General features: G+C 40.6%; 13 protein-coding genes. 6 read left to right on the top strand and 7 right to left on the bottom strand.

Features of this window, described 5'->3' with window-relative positions; all coding sequences use genetic code 11:
- Positions 1 to 57: 57 nt before the first annotated feature.
- Both PQO03_RS18335 and PQO03_RS18330 read right to left on the bottom strand, forming a co-directional pair.
- Positions 58 to 1518 carry an excinuclease ABC subunit UvrC gene (locus PQO03_RS18335; RefSeq protein WP_274152388.1) on the bottom strand — a complete coding sequence of 487 codons (1461 nt, stop codon included), beginning with the start codon at positions 1516 to 1518 and terminating at the stop codon, positions 58 to 60.
- A gap of 146 nt (positions 1519 to 1664) precedes the next feature.
- Entirely contained in the window at positions 1665 to 1871 is a 207-nt protein-coding gene (locus PQO03_RS18330; protein WP_274152386.1) for a hypothetical protein, read from the bottom strand.
- A gap of 203 nt (positions 1872 to 2074) precedes the next feature.
- Between PQO03_RS18330 and argS the strand changes: the two genes are divergently transcribed.
- From argS to PQO03_RS18310, 4 genes are all read left to right on the top strand, one after another.
- Positions 2075 to 3835, top strand: coding sequence for an arginine--tRNA ligase (gene argS / locus PQO03_RS18325; protein ID WP_274152385.1), 1761 nt, complete (start codon positions 2075 to 2077; stop codon positions 3833 to 3835).
- Positions 3836 to 3895: 60 nt separating this feature from the next.
- Positions 3896 to 4696, top strand: a complete 801-nt coding sequence (locus PQO03_RS18320) for an AlbA family DNA-binding domain-containing protein (protein ID WP_274152383.1) — start codon at positions 3896 to 3898, stop codon at positions 4694 to 4696.
- Positions 4697 to 5227: 531 nt separating this feature from the next.
- Positions 5228 to 5872 carry a prepilin-type N-terminal cleavage/methylation domain-containing protein gene (locus PQO03_RS18315; RefSeq protein ID WP_274152381.1) on the top strand — a complete coding sequence of 215 codons (645 nt, stop codon included), beginning with the start codon at positions 5228 to 5230 and terminating at the stop codon, positions 5870 to 5872.
- A 369-nt stretch (positions 5873 to 6241) separates the two neighbouring features.
- Positions 6242 to 6934 (top strand): pseudouridine synthase, encoded by a 693-nt coding sequence (locus tag PQO03_RS18310; protein ID WP_274152380.1) that lies wholly within the window; start codon positions 6242 to 6244, stop codon positions 6932 to 6934.
- 78 nt (positions 6935 to 7012) lie between these two features.
- On the opposite strand, the gene PQO03_RS18305 is transcribed toward PQO03_RS18310, so the two are convergent.
- The 3 genes from PQO03_RS18305 to PQO03_RS18295 form a co-directional block, all read right to left on the bottom strand.
- Positions 7013 to 7231 (bottom strand): hypothetical protein, encoded by a 219-nt coding sequence (locus tag PQO03_RS18305; RefSeq protein ID WP_274152378.1) that lies wholly within the window; start codon positions 7229 to 7231, stop codon positions 7013 to 7015.
- 453 nt (positions 7232 to 7684) lie between these two features.
- Positions 7685 to 9151 (bottom strand): hypothetical protein, encoded by a 1467-nt coding sequence (locus PQO03_RS18300; RefSeq protein ID WP_274152377.1) that lies wholly within the window; start codon positions 9149 to 9151, stop codon positions 7685 to 7687.
- 3 nt (positions 9152 to 9154) lie between these two features.
- Complete coding sequence (locus tag PQO03_RS18295; protein WP_274152375.1) at positions 9155 to 10624, bottom strand: hypothetical protein; 1470 nt, start codon at positions 10622 to 10624, stop codon at positions 9155 to 9157.
- 595 nt (positions 10625 to 11219) lie between these two features.
- Here PQO03_RS18295 and PQO03_RS18290 point away from each other — a divergent pair.
- Positions 11220 to 12266, top strand: a complete 1047-nt coding sequence (locus tag PQO03_RS18290) for an NADP-dependent oxidoreductase (RefSeq protein ID WP_420792881.1) — start codon at positions 11220 to 11222, stop codon at positions 12264 to 12266.
- 197 nt (positions 12267 to 12463) lie between these two features.
- Complete coding sequence (locus PQO03_RS18285; RefSeq protein ID WP_274152373.1) at positions 12464 to 15511, top strand: DUF7133 domain-containing protein; 3048 nt, start codon at positions 12464 to 12466, stop codon at positions 15509 to 15511.
- Between the two features lie 85 nt (positions 15512 to 15596).
- On the opposite strand, the gene PQO03_RS18280 is transcribed toward PQO03_RS18285, so the two are convergent.
- On the bottom strand, positions 15597 to 17024 hold the full coding sequence (locus tag PQO03_RS18280; RefSeq protein ID WP_274152371.1) for a GH12 family glycosyl hydrolase domain-containing protein: 1428 nt from the start codon (positions 17022 to 17024) through the stop codon (positions 15597 to 15599).
- 184 nt (positions 17025 to 17208) lie between these two features.
- Positions 17209 to 18078, bottom strand: coding sequence for a sialate O-acetylesterase (locus PQO03_RS18275; protein WP_274152370.1), 870 nt, complete (start codon positions 18076 to 18078; stop codon positions 17209 to 17211).
- Positions 18079 to 18582 lie beyond the last annotated feature (504 nt).

Below are 18582 nucleotides of genomic sequence, written 5' to 3'. Positions count from 1 at the left end.
GCGTTTAAAATACTCGTAGAGTCAGATTTTTAAAGGATGATCAAGGGACGAAGCGTACTAATTTTTCTTGAGATGATCAAGGATGAGGTGAGCACATTTTTCGCCGAGGCCAGGCACAGCATCGGCAATATCTTGTGGAGAGGCTTTGCGGATTTCACGAACGGAACCAAAGTGCTTTAAGAGCGTCATTTTTCTCTTTTTTCCAATGCCAGCAATGTCGTCTAATAGAGAGTTGGCGACTTGCTTCTGTCTGAGTTTTCGATGAAAAGTAATCGCAAAGCGATGTGACTCATCTCTGAGGTGCTGTAGCATCTTTAGACCAGCGGAGGAACGTGGTAGGATTTTGCCTTCGGAATCATCACGACTATAGAGTAATTCATATTTTTTTGCCAAGCCATAGCACGGAATCTCACCAATGCCGAGTGCGTCAAGAGATTGTAGTGCTGAGCTGAGCTGACCTTTGCCCCCATCGATTAAAATGAGGTCAGGCAAAGGACGATTCTCTTTGAGCAGGCGGCTATAACGCCTCAAGACAATTTCTTTCATCGAAGCGAAATCGTCGGGGCCTTCAACCGTTTTGATTTTAAAATGACGGTAGCTTTTGTTATCGGGCTTACCCTTGACAAAACGCACCATCGAGGCAACTGCATGGGTACCTTGGAAATTGGAGTTATCAAAACATTCAATAATCGTAGGAGAGTCTTTCAGCTCAAGTCTTTTCTTTAAGTCCGCAACGGGGTCTTCTTTGTGCTCCGGGTTAATGGAAGCATTAACAAAATTTCGTCTTTGTTTGAGGGAAGACTTAAGATTGGTGATGATATCTCGATTGAGAGCTGCTTTTTCGAATTGCAGCTTTTCGACATGATTTTGCATGGCTTCGGTGAGGTCGGCAACGATTTCGGCTATGTGGCCATCGAGGACCTTTATCATATCATCGACACTTTCACGGTATTGCTCTTGGCTAACACTTTGGTCACAAGGAGCGGAGCAATTGCGTAAAATCTGTTCTTTGCAATGTTTGCGATCACTCAAGTCGGGGATACGACTCGTACAGGTACGCAGCTTAAAGTAACGCGTCAAAAAATCTACCGTCGAGCGAATGGCACTAGAGCAGGGGAAAGGGCCAAAATAGGCCGAGTTATCATCCTTTCTTACCCGGGTGAGTAAAAGTCGCGGGTAGGGCTCATTAAGAGTGACTTTGACCAAGTAGAAATTTTTATCGTCACGCATTAAGATGTTGTAATGAGGAGAATACTCTTTAATAAATCTTGATTCGAGTAAAAGCGCCTCTGATTCAGAATTAACTTCGTAGGTTTCATAGAAGGCAATGCTATTAATGAGTGAACGGAGTTTTGGGTCAGCAGTCGCGAGTCGCGAGGCTTGGAAATAGCTCGATAGACGCTTGCGTAGTGATTTGGCTTTGCCGACATAGATAACTTTGGCAAAGCGGTCACGAAAGACGTAGACACCCGGTTGGGGAGTTATTTTTCGTGAGCTAAATTCGTCGCGTTCATTCATTTTACGTTTCCTTATAAGTGAAAACTATGCGTTGAGCGCAAAAAGACAAGTTTAACTTAGTAGGCTGTTACTTGATATAGCAGCTAATTTGGGCACAAAAAAAGAGGCTCAAAAATGAGCCTCTTTCAAAATCGTAAGTCTAAAAACTATGCAGCGCTATAAGCGGCTAAAGTTTTTTGTGGTGACTTGAGGTGGTCGCGTAGTTGCTTAGTATTCATTTGTGCAACTTTAGCTTCAGGAACACCAAGAGCGATTACGCGCTTTGTGTGTTCAACGATACGACGTTTCTTTCTAGCGCCAGATTTTCTTGGGCGACTAGTGTTTTTATTCTTTTTACCAAAAACTCTTTTCATGTCAAAGTCCTAAAATATTGTGCCTACAAAAAGGCGATTACTACAAAAGTGGGGCCGAAGCCAAAAAAATGCTTGCGTAAAATCCTCTTAAAAGTTAATAATTCAAGTCCTCAAATGAAAAAAGTAAGTTGATAGAGTTGTAAGTGCCCACGCTCCCATTATTATCCATCAAAATAATTTAATTTAATAAGGACATATTGAGCATGAAATCACTCCTCGCCCAATTAAGAGACAAGGTCAGTTTGGCCGTTAATGCCGTAGCTGGTGATATTGAAATTAAGGGATCCATCTTAGTTCCTTCCCAAAACCCTAAGTTTGGTGATTATCAATGCAATGTGTCCATGGAACTCGCGGGCAAACTTTCAAAAGCTAGTGGAGAGAAAGTCAATCCAAGACAAATTGCTACGGCAATTATGGAAAAACTTGAAGTCGCTGAGTTCAGTGAAGCACCTGAAATTGCGGGTCCTGGTTTTATTAACTTTAAATTAAAGCAAGAAGCTTTAGCGGATTACGCAAGACAAATGCTTCGTGATGATCGTTTGGGAATGGCAAAAACTGCTAAGCCTGAACGTGTTTTAGTAGATTTCTCAGGTCCTAATTTAGCCAAAGAAATGCATGTGGGTCATTTGCGCTCCACTATTATTGGTGACTCAATTGCACGCTTTATGGAATTTGAAGGTCATGATGTTTTACGTATGAATCACGTCGGTGACTGGGGGACTCAGTTCGGAATGTTGATTCAGTATATTCGCGAAACACGTCCAGGTGCTCTGGATAATCCAGAATCATTTGAGATTGCGGATTTAGAAGACTTCTATAGAGAAGCAAAAAAACGTTTCGATGAATCAGATGACTTTAAAGATGCGGCTCGTCGTGCGGTTGTCGACCTCCAATCCGGTGACAAAGCCACACTCGCAGTGTGGGAAGTCTTTTGTGAAGAAAGCCTGAAGCATTGCCATGAAATTTATGGACAGCTCGATATCAAAATCAGCGATCGCGGGGAATCGGCTTACAATGATATGCTCAAAACTGTTGTCGAAGATTTAAAATCTGATGGCAAAGCAGTCCAGACTGAAGGTGCTTGGGGTGTTTTTCTTGATGGTTACAAAAATAAAGAAGATGAGCCTTTACCCACAATTGTACAAAAATCTGATGGTGGATATATCTACGCAACCACAGATTTAGCCGCGATACGTTATCGCTTTGCTGAGCAAAAAACCGATAAGTTAATCTATGTAACTGATGCGCGTCAAAAAACTCACTTCGATCAAGTTTTCGAGATCTCAGAATTGATGGATTGGGCGCCGAAAGACTCCATGGGCCACATTGGCTTTGGCATGATGCTTGGTAAGGATGGCAAACCCTTCAAAACAAGAACAGGCGGAACCGTGAAACTCAAAGATCTCTTGGTAGAAGCCGAGAGCCGTGCAGATATCTTAGCACGCGAATTATCTCCAGGACTCACTGAAGAAGAGTATAAAGAGATTGCTTTTGCAGCGGGTTTAGGTGGCGTGAAGTATTCCGATTTGAGTCACAGCGTTGGCACCGATTATAAATTTGATTGGGATAAAATGTTGGCCACCGATGGCAATACCGCGATCTATATCCTCATGACTTATGCACGTACCCGTGGTCTATCACGCAAAGCGGGAATTGACGTAGATAGCCTCGTTGATATCGAATCCTTACCTGTAGGTTCTGAACAAGAATTGAAGTTAATTAAAAAGCTTGCTTCAACGCCAGATGTTTGGCAGGGAGTAGTGAGTGATTTAGCTCCTCACCTCTTACTCAATCACCTCTATGAAGTGGCTCGTGACTTTGGTTCATTTTGGAACTCTTGTCCCATCCTTAAGATAGAAGATGAAGAACTTAAGCGCTCTCGCTTAGCTTTGGCAGGTGGTGTTGGACGTGTGCTGAAATGGGGACTTTCCATGGTCGGTATCAAAACTTTGGACAAACTCTAGGCACTTGTTGTATTATAATTACAATGGATCACCTTTTGAAATGAATTTCACAAGGAAAATATGAGAAATAGAGTTCTATCAAAAAAGGTTCTCCTGAGCTTTATCCCAATGGGAGCCATTATTGGGGTATTTGTTCTTAAGCCTTTGGTTATTATGCTGATTTGGTTGGAATTTAAACTTCCCGCTAATCCTGACGTACCTTTGCCCACTTATGTGGTTAATAATATGCTCAAATCATTTTCATTTGAAATGATTTTAGTGACGCTAGCTTTCGCTTCGATTGGAATGATTATTGGCTTGGTCTTTTGGCTCTTTTTGAAAGAAGTAGCTAAGCGCGAACAAATGATCGATTTTTTGACCAATCAACCCGGCAATGATTTGGCGGCTTTAATTGCAGTAGGTGAAAATGATACAGTAGAATTTAAGTCTTCCATGCGCTGGGATTATCAGAATGATAAGCTCAATAAAGTTCTGGAAGTGGTGATTATAAAAACGATTGCGGGTTTTTTAAATACCCGTGGTGGTACGCTGCTCATTGGTGTTGATGACGATGGCCTAAGCCTTGGCTTGGATAAAGATTACTCGACCCTAAAGAAAAAAAATTCCGATGGTTACGAACAATATATCAATGGCCTTATCTCATCTTATTTAGGTACGGATTTATGTGCAAAAATCAATATCATGTTTCATCAATTAGATGATAAAGAAATTTGTCGCATCTTAATCTTGCCCGCTAAGTTCCCCGTCTACTCCCAAAATGGCAACAAAACCCAGTTTTTTATGCGTGCCGGTGGCGGAACCCGTGAACTCAATATCAAAGAAGCAATGAAATACATTTCCAGCCGCTGGGAAAGTAATTAATACCCTGGGAGCGCCAAGCACCAGCTCGGCCTAGCCTCAGGCCCATCTCCGTTTACTTTTACCTGCCAATAAATACATTGATTATTTTTAATGCCCTGGGAACGCCAAGCACCAGCTTGGCCTAGCTTCAAACCCCATCTCCGTTCTTCTATTTACATGCCAATAAATACATTGAGCATATTTAATACCCTGGGAGCGCCAAGCACCAGCTCGGCCTAGCCTCATGCCCCATCTCCGTTTACTTTTGATAGTTAATTGTGCTTCTATTTACATGGAGCATTAATAGTTTTTTTGAGAGGAGTGAAATTCTTGGGTAAGAGAGTGTTAAAAAAATCCATAAATATCGCATTTATTTTTTGTAATAGATTTAACGGTTCGGTTGAACCGCCCATTACCGTCTCAATTGAGGGCTTGGTTTGCCGTGTCATTACTATTCCGACATCATCAAAAATAATAATCCTAAAAAGCTGTCAAATATCACATAGTCACTCCTATTTCTAGGGTAAGAAAAAACCTAAAGGAACTATGGATATGAAAAAATTCACACTTATTGAGCTCTTAGTCGTCATTGCCATTTTAGGCATTCTAGCCTCTTTGCTTCTCCCGGCCCTCGGTAAAGCTCGAAAAAAATCTCAGCAGGCTGTGTGTAACTCACAACAGAAACAAGTAAGCACTGCCCTTTATATGTACGCCGAAGATAATGATGAATATTTCCCGGCTGTAGATCACCCTACATCAAATACTTGGAAAGGCTGGCAGCTTGCCATCGGTGGGTACCTTAAAATTGACACGTCCAATAGAGATAACTTTGAGGGCTCAGTCTTTTATTGCCCAAGTCAAGAAAATATTACGGGAACAATCTACCAAGCCACAGGTATAGCTTATAATCGCTATTTTGGGTCCAATCGCTATTACTCTAACGGAGCTGCATTTAATACCTTTAAGCAGCTTAGCTCTATTGAAGATGCGACAGAAACAGTAAGCACCGTCGATTCTTTAGATAATACTGACTATAACACAGCTTCAAATACTAAAGATAGTGATGTTGGTTATCGCCATAACGGTGGTGTTAATGTCGCCTGGGTAGATGGTCATGTCTCTTGGAAGTCAACTGAGTTAATGTCTGCAGGTAAAAATGGGGCAAACGATTATTACTACCTCATAGATAAACCTTAATGTTATTTTAGGTATTAAAAGTCACAATCAAAAGTAGAGCTAGATGGTCGATAGCCAGTCATATTACTGAAGAAAATTTAAGAATAAAGCAAGGATAAACACAATTACCCACACTAAGCGGCAAAGCCCTAGTCGGCTGGATGGGGCAGTGTCCATTTCGTGTGTGGAGAACCGTGTCCTTTTACCTGGTGAATCGTAAAGATATATGTAAATATGAAGAGATGATGTAAGAGTATTAGAAACAAAAAAAGCGATACTCAATGACTAGGAAGTTAAATAGCAAATTTCTCCCTCACACAAATTTTTCATCATTCAGTTTGTATCAATTAAATTCACAGAATCTAATGCATTTTATTGAAAAGAGCTCTGATGCGACTTGATCGCTTTGTTTGTAAAAGTACCGACTTCACGAAAAATGAAGCGCTACAATTGATTCATGCAGGGGAAGTCCTCGTCAATGATGAGGCGATCATAAATGAAGCCACTCAAGTGCATGAGAATAATACCATAATACTTCATGGCAATCGCCTAAAAACACGTGCCTTTCGTTACCTGCTCATGCACAAGCCAATCAATACCATTTGTTCAAATATTGATGAGAAATCTTATCCATCTTTATTCAATTTATTAGATGTTGCGAGAACTTCTGAACTCCATATTGCCGGACGTTTGGATGCGGATACAAGTGGTTTAGTTCTTATGACTGACGATGGTCGTTGGACATTTAATATTATCAGCCCGTCAAAGAATTGTAAAAAAGTTTACCGAGTGGGTTTATCACGAGAGATTTCTGGAGATGTCGTCGAGCAATTTAAAGAGGGTGTTCAATTACAAGGAGAAACAAAGCTCACTCTGCCCGCTGAGTTGACGATCATCACTCCTAAGGAAGTGCTCTTGAGTTTAACTGAAGGCAAGTTTCATCAAGTCAAGCGTATGTTTGCTGCTGTGGGCAATAAAGTTATCTCCCTCCACCGTGAAAAGATAGGTGCAATCTCCCTCGATGTTGATCTTGGCGAATGGCGTCACCTTACGCTGGATGAAGTTAAAGCCTTGCGTTCTTGAGGAAAACTTTAAACCGTACTTAGAAACTAAAAAGGCTCCCTATAAATAGAGAGCCTTCTTAAAAGATGTTTTGAAGTATTATTTTACTTCAGGCGCTTTTGGTGCTTCAGGTACTTTTACATCTTTAGCAGCATCTTCAGCTTTTTTCATTTCGCCTTCAGCATCGCCAGCGGCAGCTTCTGTTGCAGAACGAGCTTTGTCAGCTGATGATTCTTCTTTGCATGATGCAAAAGCAAATACTGATGCAAAAGCAAATACTGATGCAAATACCATAAGGCTCATAATAAATTTTTTCATAAAATATCTCCGGTCTTTTTTTGATGACTACTTACTTGTAGCCTAAGTATATAATTTAATTCAAAATGGATTATTTAGTATGTCTCTTTTGTGAAGAGGGAGCTTAAACGTAGTATTTAACTAGCAAATAGCGGCTGTAATATTCCAAGTGATGATTATTAATTCAAAATTAAACAAGTCTCGATTAGCTAGAATAGAGTTCCTTATGCTTCGCATACGCGAGAGGTGCCTCACTCTCTAGTAATGAATTACCTCTTGAGCAAGCGATTAGTGGTATAGCGCCGCTTCCTGAGTAATTGTAAAAAAGTATACAAAATGATTGAGGTCATTTATCATTACATAATGATTAAATAGAAAATGAACATAGTCAAAGCAATGATGAGATTTAGGAAAAGTCTTCAAGAAGGAGCCGACTTGGAGCTCTTAATGAATCCTTTATGAGCAATAAAAAATCTATTCTAAAAGCACTTTTTCGCCGTCAATAGTAGCGCTTATCCCATCGCGATCCATGTGAACTCTTTTATATTTAACTTCTCGGATAAGTTTACCTTGCTTATTAAATATTCCGCTTAAACCATTGCGAATCACCACTAAATGATTCTTTGATTGATAACACCTATCAAAAGGTTCATCATGAAGAGCCTTGCCCTCAAAAGTACATAAAGACCACTTACTATCTGAAAATGCGCTAACGAAACCATATTGATAAGAAAGGTTGGATTTTGGATATTTTTTGCTTAATATCTCACCATTACGGCCCACAAGGTAGCCTGTTCCATCGGGATCTTTCGCCACCAGAGTTCCTTTATAAAAACCTTTATGATTATCAATATAGTAATGATGCCAACGCACCTTTCCCTTATCCAAAGAAACCGCAATTTCACCATTTTCATCAAAAATGGCTGTTCCACCTTCACGATAGGTACCACAAAAGAACTTTTTGCCGTCGTACTCAATTTTTTCAAATTGACTTTTCGCTAAAATTTCTCCATTGAGTTTTACCAGACCCCACGCTTCAGAGCCATTAAAAGAGAAAATGCCAGGAGCGACTTCCTCTCTCACTGCTCCAAGTTTGAGTTCGGCCACTTTATTATTTTTTAGATCCAGTAAAAATGAGAAACTATCTTTGATGTTGTGGGACCTAGTGAAAACGACATATCGATCATTTCTCAAAGCCAAGCTAGCCTGGATAAAATCTGCGAGTTTATTCCCCTTGCGATCAAGTATGCGTACTTTTTGATCATCATGAGTGGCAAAAAGACCTTTAGATAACAAGTCGATTTGATCATAGTCCATAGGGAGAACTAAAAGACCACTCTCGGTATCAATACATCCAAATTTACTTGAAGTTTCATCGCTTTCGATTAATGCAAAGCCGAAGAGCAGGTTACGTGTATTGGGATTGCGAACTTCGCCCTTAAATGTAAAGAGCTTCTTGCTAGCGAAATGATAAAGATAGGTCGTGTGTATGGAATGAACATTTCGTTTTCTCACATCATTGGGCCCCACAGCTCTTGCTGTCACAACGATCAAGGAATGTTCATTCGAGTAACGAAGATGCCCTTGAGGGAACTCATGTATGATTTTACCCTCGCGATTAAAAATCCGACAGACTTTATCTTTCGTACCCATGACCAAGTTTTCATTAATGATTTTCATAGAGTAATAAGCATACTCGATCGGAAGGATAAATTTATCTTCCTTTAAATCATAGCAACCATATTTGCTTCCTCCCCCAACCATGGCCATATGGTTTTGAATACTAGCGACGCTCTTAAAACTAGATGAGCTAGTTTTTTGATCTGCTTTCGCACGAATTTTGGTCTCGCCCTTTACCGAAACAGTTTCATACTCCTTTTGGTAGGAGTCAGCCGGGGATAAAAAGGGGGTGATTAATAAAAAGAAAATTAGCTTATTCATGATCTATCTCGTGAAATATGAATCGTTTTTGACGACATTAAGAAACTTCTCCTTGAGTACAGAATCCTTCTCATCCTGTAAACAAGTTCGAAGCACACTCGCGGACCTAAGTCGACAGTTTTCGTGTAAAAAGCGGAAGACGGCTAAACGCTCTGTATCCACTTTGCTATTTAGTAAAACACGTAAATCCTGATAGTTGTGTGATATTTTTCTATGCTCAAGGGTTTGAATCATCTCGTTCGTGCCACGAGTGATTAACATATTTGCACTGATATTTGGGAGCAGGCTCATGAGGAATTCTTTTGTGGGAAAGAACATTGAGGAGTTTTTGTTATTTTTGATAGGCGCTTGTGAGCTTTTTTGATATAAATCCAATAAAGCAGTCATCATTTTAGCGTCATCCTGATAACAATTAAAGGCTACTAAAATTAGACGTCGATCATAGCTCTTAACCATCATATCGAAATCCTCAGTCGTAAACTCAAATTCACTATTTTCATTAAATTTAAGTTGCTCTAGTCTCTCCGCGCTTAATAAACCTTCTTCTTGAAGGTCAAGAAGGCCATATTGCTCAAGTTTTTCTTGTTCGGTCTGATAGCCTTCAATTACATAAGTATAGCGTAGGAAAGCATCGCGACTTTTGAATTTGTCATTAACTAAGAGTTCGATGAAATCTGTGAATTGTAAGCGACATTTACGGTCATAGCGCGCATTAAACTCACTTATGTAGAGCTTAGTTAGGCAAATGCTCGCTGCCGCTGAAATCGACTTATCTTGATTAAGAGCTAGCTTTGTAAGCAGTTCGAGGTCTTTATATTCAGCTTTAATTCGATATAGAATTGCACTACAAGTCTCAGGATATTTAAGAAGTTCCCTCGAAAATACCACTGCGTTGGAACCACAACTTGCGATGATTCTTATTTGCTCTTTTCGTAATTCTCCCGCGGCAATTTTCTTGATTAATACATTGCGCACTTGCTGAGAGGGTTTTTGATTAACGATATAACGAAGTGCAGCGGCATCGAGATTATGCATTAATCTTGTCGCGGCTTCTTCATTTGACTTCTTTAAAAAGGCCTCTCGTGCGTTCTCCACCGCTCTTGTTTCAGAGAGCTGTTTAAAACGCTGCGAATACTTGACGATACTGACGGTTTTTTTACTTGCGAGATCTTCTATAGTCAAATTTAACTTGATATGACCTTCGCCAATAAAAACTTTTTTTTCGGATTTATCCTTTTTACTGGGTTTTTCAATAGTGCACTTAATTCGAAATACATCCTCGTTCGTCCTTAAGCTTTTTATGATATCGTGCCAAAGGCTTTTAGCCGTAGCCTCCTTAATTATATTCTCCCATTGAGCATCATTTGAACTGACTTGCATTCCTTTAACTTTCGGGGATTCCGAAATATATTCTTCCGAGCAACTACTCAGGAAAAGTACACAGGCAAATAAATTTATTATACGTAAAAACATAAACTCTCCAACTCCATAAATGTGCACTCAATTTTAATGAGTACGCGATTAATAATTGTATCAAAAATGAATCTATTTCAAATTTTAAAAGTGGATTTACCCTCCCTCTTGCACAAATTCAAAACCCATCCTAATAAAATAGAAACTAAGCAAATGAAATTTCACGGCCAGTGCATAGCAATAAGGTGATTTTTGCCTTTTTTTCACTGCTTATAAATAAAAAAGAACCAAGTCATTCGAATTGGAACTTTATAGATAATAAAAAATTAGCACAGGCCGAAAAAAGTTGCAGCTATAGATCCGAGTCAGCTAGCGTGATTATGCCCCCACTTAGAGTTTTAAAGGGGAATTGACTTTTATTGAGGAAGTAATTGGATGTAAGTATGGCAGCCTGATTCCATTAAACTTTTTAATTGATTTAAGCTCATATATTTGCATGCATATGCCACTTCGTGTACTTTTATCAGCACTGTTTTGTGATGAGAGACAGTTAGGTCTTGGCTAAGATAGTCATACCATACTTGATGGGTAGTATTTTGACATCGTCTTTTGGCTAATTTTTAAATCTAGGAAACTGCATATCATGAGTGAATCAATTGAACAAAGCGAGAAATCAAACCGTCAATTCGTATTGGCGGAGCGCCCAGTGGGCGTACCTAATGACGATACCCTTAGATTAGAAACTACTGATCTACCGATAGCGCAAGAAGGACAGATGTTATTACGAACGGTATTTCTTTCCTTGGACCCGTACATGCGTGGACGGATGAGTGATGCACCTTCGTATGCACCACCAGTTAAGCTTGGCGAGGTGATGGTTGGCGGGACGGTGTCGCGTGTTCATAGCTCGAAATTGGTGGGGTTCAGTGAGGGGGATTGGGTACTGAGTTTCAATGGCTGGCAAGATTACGCTTTGTCCGACGGTGCGGGAGTGACGCTATTGGGAAGCAACCCAGCGCAACCATCTTGGGCTTTGGGGATTATGGGCATGCCCGGATTTACTGCATGGGCGGGACTTTTGAAAATCGGTATGCCAAAGGCGGGTGAAACGATTGTCGTTGCGGCAGCCACAGGTCCAGTAGGTTCGACAGTGGGACAAATTGGCAAAATCATGGGTTGCCGAGTTGTTGGTATCGCTGGTGGGGCGGAGAAATGTGCGCATGCCCTAGAGCACTTGGGGTTTGATGCCTGCATAGATCATCGTTCGGAGGGTTTTGTCGATGAGTTGACTAAAGCACTACCCGATGGGATTGATATCTACTTTGAGAATGTCGGAGGCAAAGTTTTTGATGCTGTGCTGCCGCATTTAAATGCTCATGCGCGGGTGCCAATTTGTGGTATGGTTTCACAATATAATGTAACAGAACTTCCCGATGGACCAGATCGAATGGGGTGGTTGATGGGGCAGTTACTACGTAAGCGAATCACCATGCGTGGATTTATTATATTTGATGATTTTGCACCACTATATCCTGAGTTTGCTAAAGAAATGACGGGATGGTTAGATTCCGGACGTATTCACTATCGTGAAGAAATAATTGATGGGCTCGAACAGGCCTTAGATGCTTTTGTGGGCTTGTTGCATGGAGCAAATTTTGGCAAACGCGTAATTCGCGTGGGGCCCTCAGAATTGGCATTATAGAAACTAGAGGAAAAGCCTTGGGGATTCAATAAATATTGCTTAAATACACACAGCAATTTACGAGGGTCCAAGAAATTCAGATGGCTAGTAATTTTCGAGGGATATTTTTTTCGTATAAAATAGCTGTTTAGCTGTTTAGAATAGTCTTTCTTGATTCAGTCTTATATATAATATATAAAAATAAATCATGAGTACTTATGAAAAAATTCACAAAATCTTTTATCTCACTTGTTGCCTTAACAACTTGTCTCCAGGCAGCGCAAGATGCTAAGACTTTAAAATCACAAAGATTTTCGGGACCTGATAAAACGCCTTGTCCTGCCGTGATTGCGGCCTCGCCTTACGGCGATGTCTTTGTTGGCGTGGACATGCAAGGATCTTTGGGCAAGAAAATAAATATGGGCATGATTAAACGTCTGCGAGATAAGAATAATGACGGTATAGCTGACGAACTTACTGATTATGCAAGGGTGGATAATCCTCGTGGGATTGTCTCGATTGGTAATCAGCTCATAGTTTTACATTGCACCCAAAAAGATGGTAAGGTCTATGGTCAAGATATTTCGCTTTTTGTCGATGCGGATAATGATGGCGTAGCCGATGGTCCGGGTAAGGTTTTAGTTAAGGGGATCGGCAATCCTAAATTCATTCAAAGTCGCGGTGCGGATCACTGTACCAATAATATTCGCTTGGGCATTGATGGTTGGCTCTATATTTCTATTGGTGACTTTGGCTTTGTGAATGCCGAGGGCGTAGATGGCAATAAACTCACGTTTTATGGAGGTGGAGTGGCGCGTGTTCGTCCTGATGGAACAGAACTCGAGATGTTTGTTCACGGTACAAGAAATGTATATGACGTCGCTATAGATCCTTTCATGAACGTCTTTTCACGTGAGAATACGAATGATGGAGTGGGTTGGTGGGTACGATTTAATCACTACATCCAATCAGCTGAGTACGGTTATCCCTGTCTCTATAAAAATTTCATCGAAGATATGATCCCTGCATTGGGAATGTATGGCGGTGGTTCAGGAACGGGCGCACTTTATCTTCAAGAGCCAGGCTGGCCCAAAGAATACAATAATAAGCCCTTGATGGCCGATTGGGGACGTTCCACAATCTTCATTCATGATGTTAAAACAGATGGTCCAACATTTACCGATATACCAAGTGAATTTCTAAAAGTCTCTCAAGTAGCCGACTTGGATGTGGATGCCTCGGGTCGTATGTATGTGGCGGCCTGGAATGGTGCGGGTTATAAAGGCAATCCGAATAAAGGTTACGTGGAACGCTATGTGCCTGCAGGCTGGAAATATAAGGTTTTCCCAGATTTAACTAAGGCTTCGAAGACTGAACTCTTAGGCTTTATTGATACGGCGAGTGCGACTGCAAGGGTTTATGCTCAACAAGAAATTTTAGCGCGTAAGGATCAGTCCTACATAAATGATTTAGTTCAATTAGCGAAGTCCGCAAAGACTTTGGAAGCACGAGTAGCAGCAGTTTATACCTTAGCACAATTAGCTCAAGGTTCTGCTTTTACTGAGCTTGTGAAATTAAGTAAGATAGCAGAACTACGTGAGCATGCAGTGCGTTTGATGGGGGACAGGAAACCTTTCAATCAAAAAGCAGACGTCAAGCTTATAAGCAGCTATTTAAAGGATGAGAATCCTCGTGTTCAAGTAGCGGCAGCCGTAGCACTTGGACGCATTGGCAAAAAACTTGTAGGAGATGACTTGATTTCGGTCGCCACTCCACCTCAAAGAAAAGCATTCGCACAAGCGGAAGTAAAAGCTGAAGTTAAAAGCAAAGTTGCTAAAGAAGTAAAAGAGTTTGCATCGGTAAAAGTTACTTACAAAAACAATACGGTAGAGATTAAAGGTGATATAAGCACTTATAAAAGCTTAGTTCTTATTGTTGATAGCCTAGGAAGCAATGGCGGAGATCACGCTGCTTGGATTGAGCCGACCGTGATTCTAAAGAATGGTCAAAAAATTGCTCTGACGTCAGTGAAATGGAAGAAAGCGAAAGGTGGCTGGGGCAAGACCGTCGTGAACAAAGATTGTCTTGGCAAAGAACTCAAAAATCTGAAAGGCGAGACTCTGAAAGGGATTGGGACTCACGCGAGTTCAATGATCGAGTATAAGCTTCCAAAGGGAGCTAAAAGTTTCACTGCCAAAGGGATTTTAAGTTCGGGTGCACAGAAAAGTGCAACAGTTAAGTTTATTGTGAGTTCAGCAGCTAAGAAAAGTTTACAAAAGCCAACAAGTTCAAAAGATGCCAAGACAGAATGCTCAGCGCCAAATCCGAGTATTATTCTTCCTCATATTGCTCGCCAAGCACTGGTTCAATTGAATGGTTATGAAGCGGCAATAAAGGCTTTGAATAGCAATGATAAGATTCAGCAAGAAGCAGCGTTAAATACAATGAAGTTTATGCACGAAGTTAATGTCGTTGATGCCTTGATTGAGCGTCTTAAATCTGCTGATCCAGAGCTTAAGAAGAAAACTTATAGCGTATTGATGCGTCTTCAGCAAAAAGATGTGGACTGGGATGGAAGTACTTGGTGGAGCACTCGTCCAAACCCCGCCGGACCCTATTTTGAACCGACGCCTTGGGCACAATCTGAGCGCATTGCTAGCGTACTGAAAGCTTATTTAGCGAGCCAAGCAAGTGAAGACAAAGAGCAGATTTTAGCGGAGCTTAAGAAAAATCGTTGTGTACTCGATGCAAGTGCCAAAGTTGCAGAGCCTAAAAAGCCATTAAAAGCAGGCGATATCAAATTAGCGGATTCAGCAATTGAAGATGTGATAGTGTACTTAACGAAGAATAAAGGCAATGCTAAACGTGGCCAAGAACTGATTAAAACAGTGGGTTGCATTGCTTGTCACAATACAGAATTTGGAATGGCAGTGAAAGGACCCGATCTGAGTAAATTAGGTAATATGAGCAAGGCGGCATTAGCCGAGTCGATTATTAGGCCGGGTGCGAGCATCGCTCAATCTTGGAAAACAGTGACAATGGCAGATGGTACGGTTCATATTGGTACAGTGGTCAAGCAAAGTCCCAAGCAAATTGTACTCCACAATATCGCCGGTATAGCTACTAAATTAGATACTAAGCAGGTCAAGAAAATTGAGCCAGGCTTAAATATGATGTCCTTGCATCTCGTAGATGGACTCAGCCTCCAGCAGTTTACTGATTTACTTGAGTATATTCAATCAATGGATACTAAGCGTAAAAAGTAAGTAGGAGATCAGTAAAGAGTTTTTTCATGCCTCAGTTTTGAGGCATGAAAGTACGAGTTTTAGGTATTAGTATTTTAATAATACCTTACTTAATTAAAGCCACTTGCTCGGGAGTCAAGATCGCATCGTAGATGAGGATATCATCGATGATACCGTTAAAAAATGCAGCATCCTGCTTTACTCCGTCGGGGTAAGGGAGTTTGGCGTTGCCATCGGCAAATGCAAAAGTGGTATTACCTCGTTTGGCCTCAAGGCCATAAAAAGTTTGAGTTCCTAGGATTTCTCCATCGAGATAGGTGGTCATCGTTGCAGTCGCTTGATCAAGGCTGACGACAGCATTGACATAAGTTGCCGACGTCTTTGAATTTTGATTCACAATGGCTTTAACTAAGGGAGTAGAAGAAAAACTACTCACGATTTTGCCGTCTATCGTGTTCCAAGACGCAAAATTGATTTGTCCTTTTTCCAGATAAATCGATAGCCCGTTTTGAGTTTTGCCTTCCTTATAAAGAATTTGACGCTTCTCGGTTTCGAGAGGACGAAAGCGTATCGCAATAGAAGCTTGTTCCACGGCGGTCTGGTTTTTGAGAGAAGTAGTGATGCCGTGGCTGCCATCAAAATACTGCTTAGAAAAGGGGAGGTGGTGAAAGCGCCAGTCGAGTCGAAGTTTATCTTGGGGCAGACCTACGGGCTGTACATCTACATGAAAACCTTTGATGTGTGTGCTGCCATTACCCAAATAAACTTCGTTGCCTAATTCAAAAGCACCCAAGTAATCTGTATCTAATAAAAGACCCTTGCGTTTAATGATCTCGATGGGCTTCATGAAGTTAATCATGCCTTTATAAGCAGGTGTTTGAGCAATGAAAGTACAAACTGTAGTGCCTTGGCCACCTTCAGTTTTTGGCTTGAGATTCCCCACATAGAGGTCCCATTGAATACCAAAAAATGAATAAACGCCTTGGTGGTTATTTCCACCCACAGGATATTGTTCGTTACGATTAAACCAAAGCATGATTTCGATGCGTTTTTCATCGTCGTTATTGATTTTATCACGAGCGAACCAAACATCATAGGCGAGATTACCTTTGGAACGATCAAAATTTTTCTCATCGATTTCTAAGTCACAGTAAATATCACAGACAGCAATATCTTTTATTTGAATGGGTAATTTATTTGTTGTGCTATTGGGTTTTGTCGCCCATAGGCGATCGCCGTAACCCATATAGGGGAAGATGGGTGTTTCAAATTTGTCGAAGATAGTCCAGTCATAAGCAACATTGCAGGGAAGAGGTCCATTCGCCTTATGAAGATTGAATTGGAAGGGAGGGGCATTTTCTTTCATGGCACGTGCACCCCAAAGATTGCTGTGAACGAGATACTCATCAGTGTAGTAGGATATATCGGTCATATCCTTATTGGTGATAGTATGGATTTCGCTCGTTTCGGAGGCAAAAGTTATTTGGTTTAAACAGGCTAAAGTCACTAAGCTGAGAAGTGGTGAAATTTTCATATATATCCTCGGTTTTGATTGAATGCTATTATAGAAATAATGCAGATAAGTTAAGCAAAGTTGACAAGCCGCAGGCTTTATTTATAGAGAAATTTTAAAACAGTATCAAGATCAGACTTTCTGGGAAATTGATAATAGCTCCTGAAAGGACCTATTCGGATTTATCGTCAGTTCCTTGTTTTACTTAATCAATTAAATCACGGCATTTTTCGATATAGAGTTCGCCAAAATTAGTGCCAATTTTTTTCATGCCTTCATAATTGTAGTGGCTTTGGGGATACATAGGATAGACATATTTGCCTTCACCCTTTTTGCCATCGTGACGCAAGGCGTAAACATTTTCCATTTCACCCGCAATTTCAGTCATGGGCAATTTGCCGATTTGAAGGCAAAAGAACGGTAATTGGGGTTGTTTGAGATCGCTGCGAACCTGATTGATCAATGTAGTGAGATTTTTTTTGTAGTTTTGGGAATATTCATACTTGGGACCTTTCTTCATGCCAGGATTATCTGACTCGCCTTGAACCCAGACCATACCGACAATCTCATATTTACTCATATCGAGTGTAGCCAAGACTTCTTTAACATAATCAATCCAAGTGTAGTAGAGGCGAGGACGTCTTTCATCGGGAGTCCCTTTTGCGATGTCCGCAGACCAATTGATATTCCAGGCGGCGTGTAAAGAAGACCCGCCTACAGCATGCTTGATGAAGAGAAATTTTTGATTGGGCCATTGTTTGCTGAGCTCCATGCCCATGAACATTTCTGGGCCAAAAAACCATTCGGGGCCATATTTCTTGGTATCACCTGGGGCTGCCTTGAAACAATCCAAAGGTTTAAGCGTTTTTTTGCCATGTTCAAAAAGAGCCAAAGTGATTTGTTTTTGAGCCTTAGCGAGTATGGCTTTATCGTTTGCAGTCAATTTTGAGAAATCACCTTTGCCACGGCAATTTGATTGACCCGCAAATAAAATTATTTTGGTTTTTTCTGAGGAAAAGAGAGAAGTTGAAAAACTGAAAAGTAAAAGACCAAGAAATAGAGTGCGAATTGACATAGTAACAGACCTGTGTTGAGTTAGATATTATTCTATATAATGGTTGAGGGTTATGGAGAAATGACAGCTAAATCAGATTAAAAAGAGTTTTTATAATCACGATTACCCATAAAGAGGAACAAAGCTTCTGAGGCGCCTAGTTAAGTCCGCCCGCCGGAGGCGTTTATATATTTCTGAATCCGTGAGCTACATTAAGTTAATCCTCTTGATCTTTCGCCTTCAGGATATTTAAATCTTTAAAAGTATCGACCCGAATAAGGGTTGTATATATTTCGATCGTTTGAATGTAGAAGTTTCCGATGGTTTTGGCTTTACTTTGATATCAATTTTAAATGCATGGGTAATTAATGATGTTTCAAACAAGGAAAAAATTCTCTTTGTGCAAGAGCTGTGATTCACTCGACTCTAAAGTAAGTATTGGTGCCTTAGCCGAAGACACTTTAAGCTTATTTCATAAGCCGTTTAATACAGAGCAAGTTTTTAATGCTTTCGAAGCTTTGTTGT

The organism is Lentisphaera profundi, from assembly GCF_028728065.1.
Classification (GTDB): Bacteria; Verrucomicrobiota; Lentisphaeria; order Lentisphaerales; family Lentisphaeraceae; genus Lentisphaera; species Lentisphaera profundi.
The sequence above is the reverse complement of the archived record's forward strand: the minus strand, read 5'-3'. Positions and strand labels throughout refer to the sequence as shown.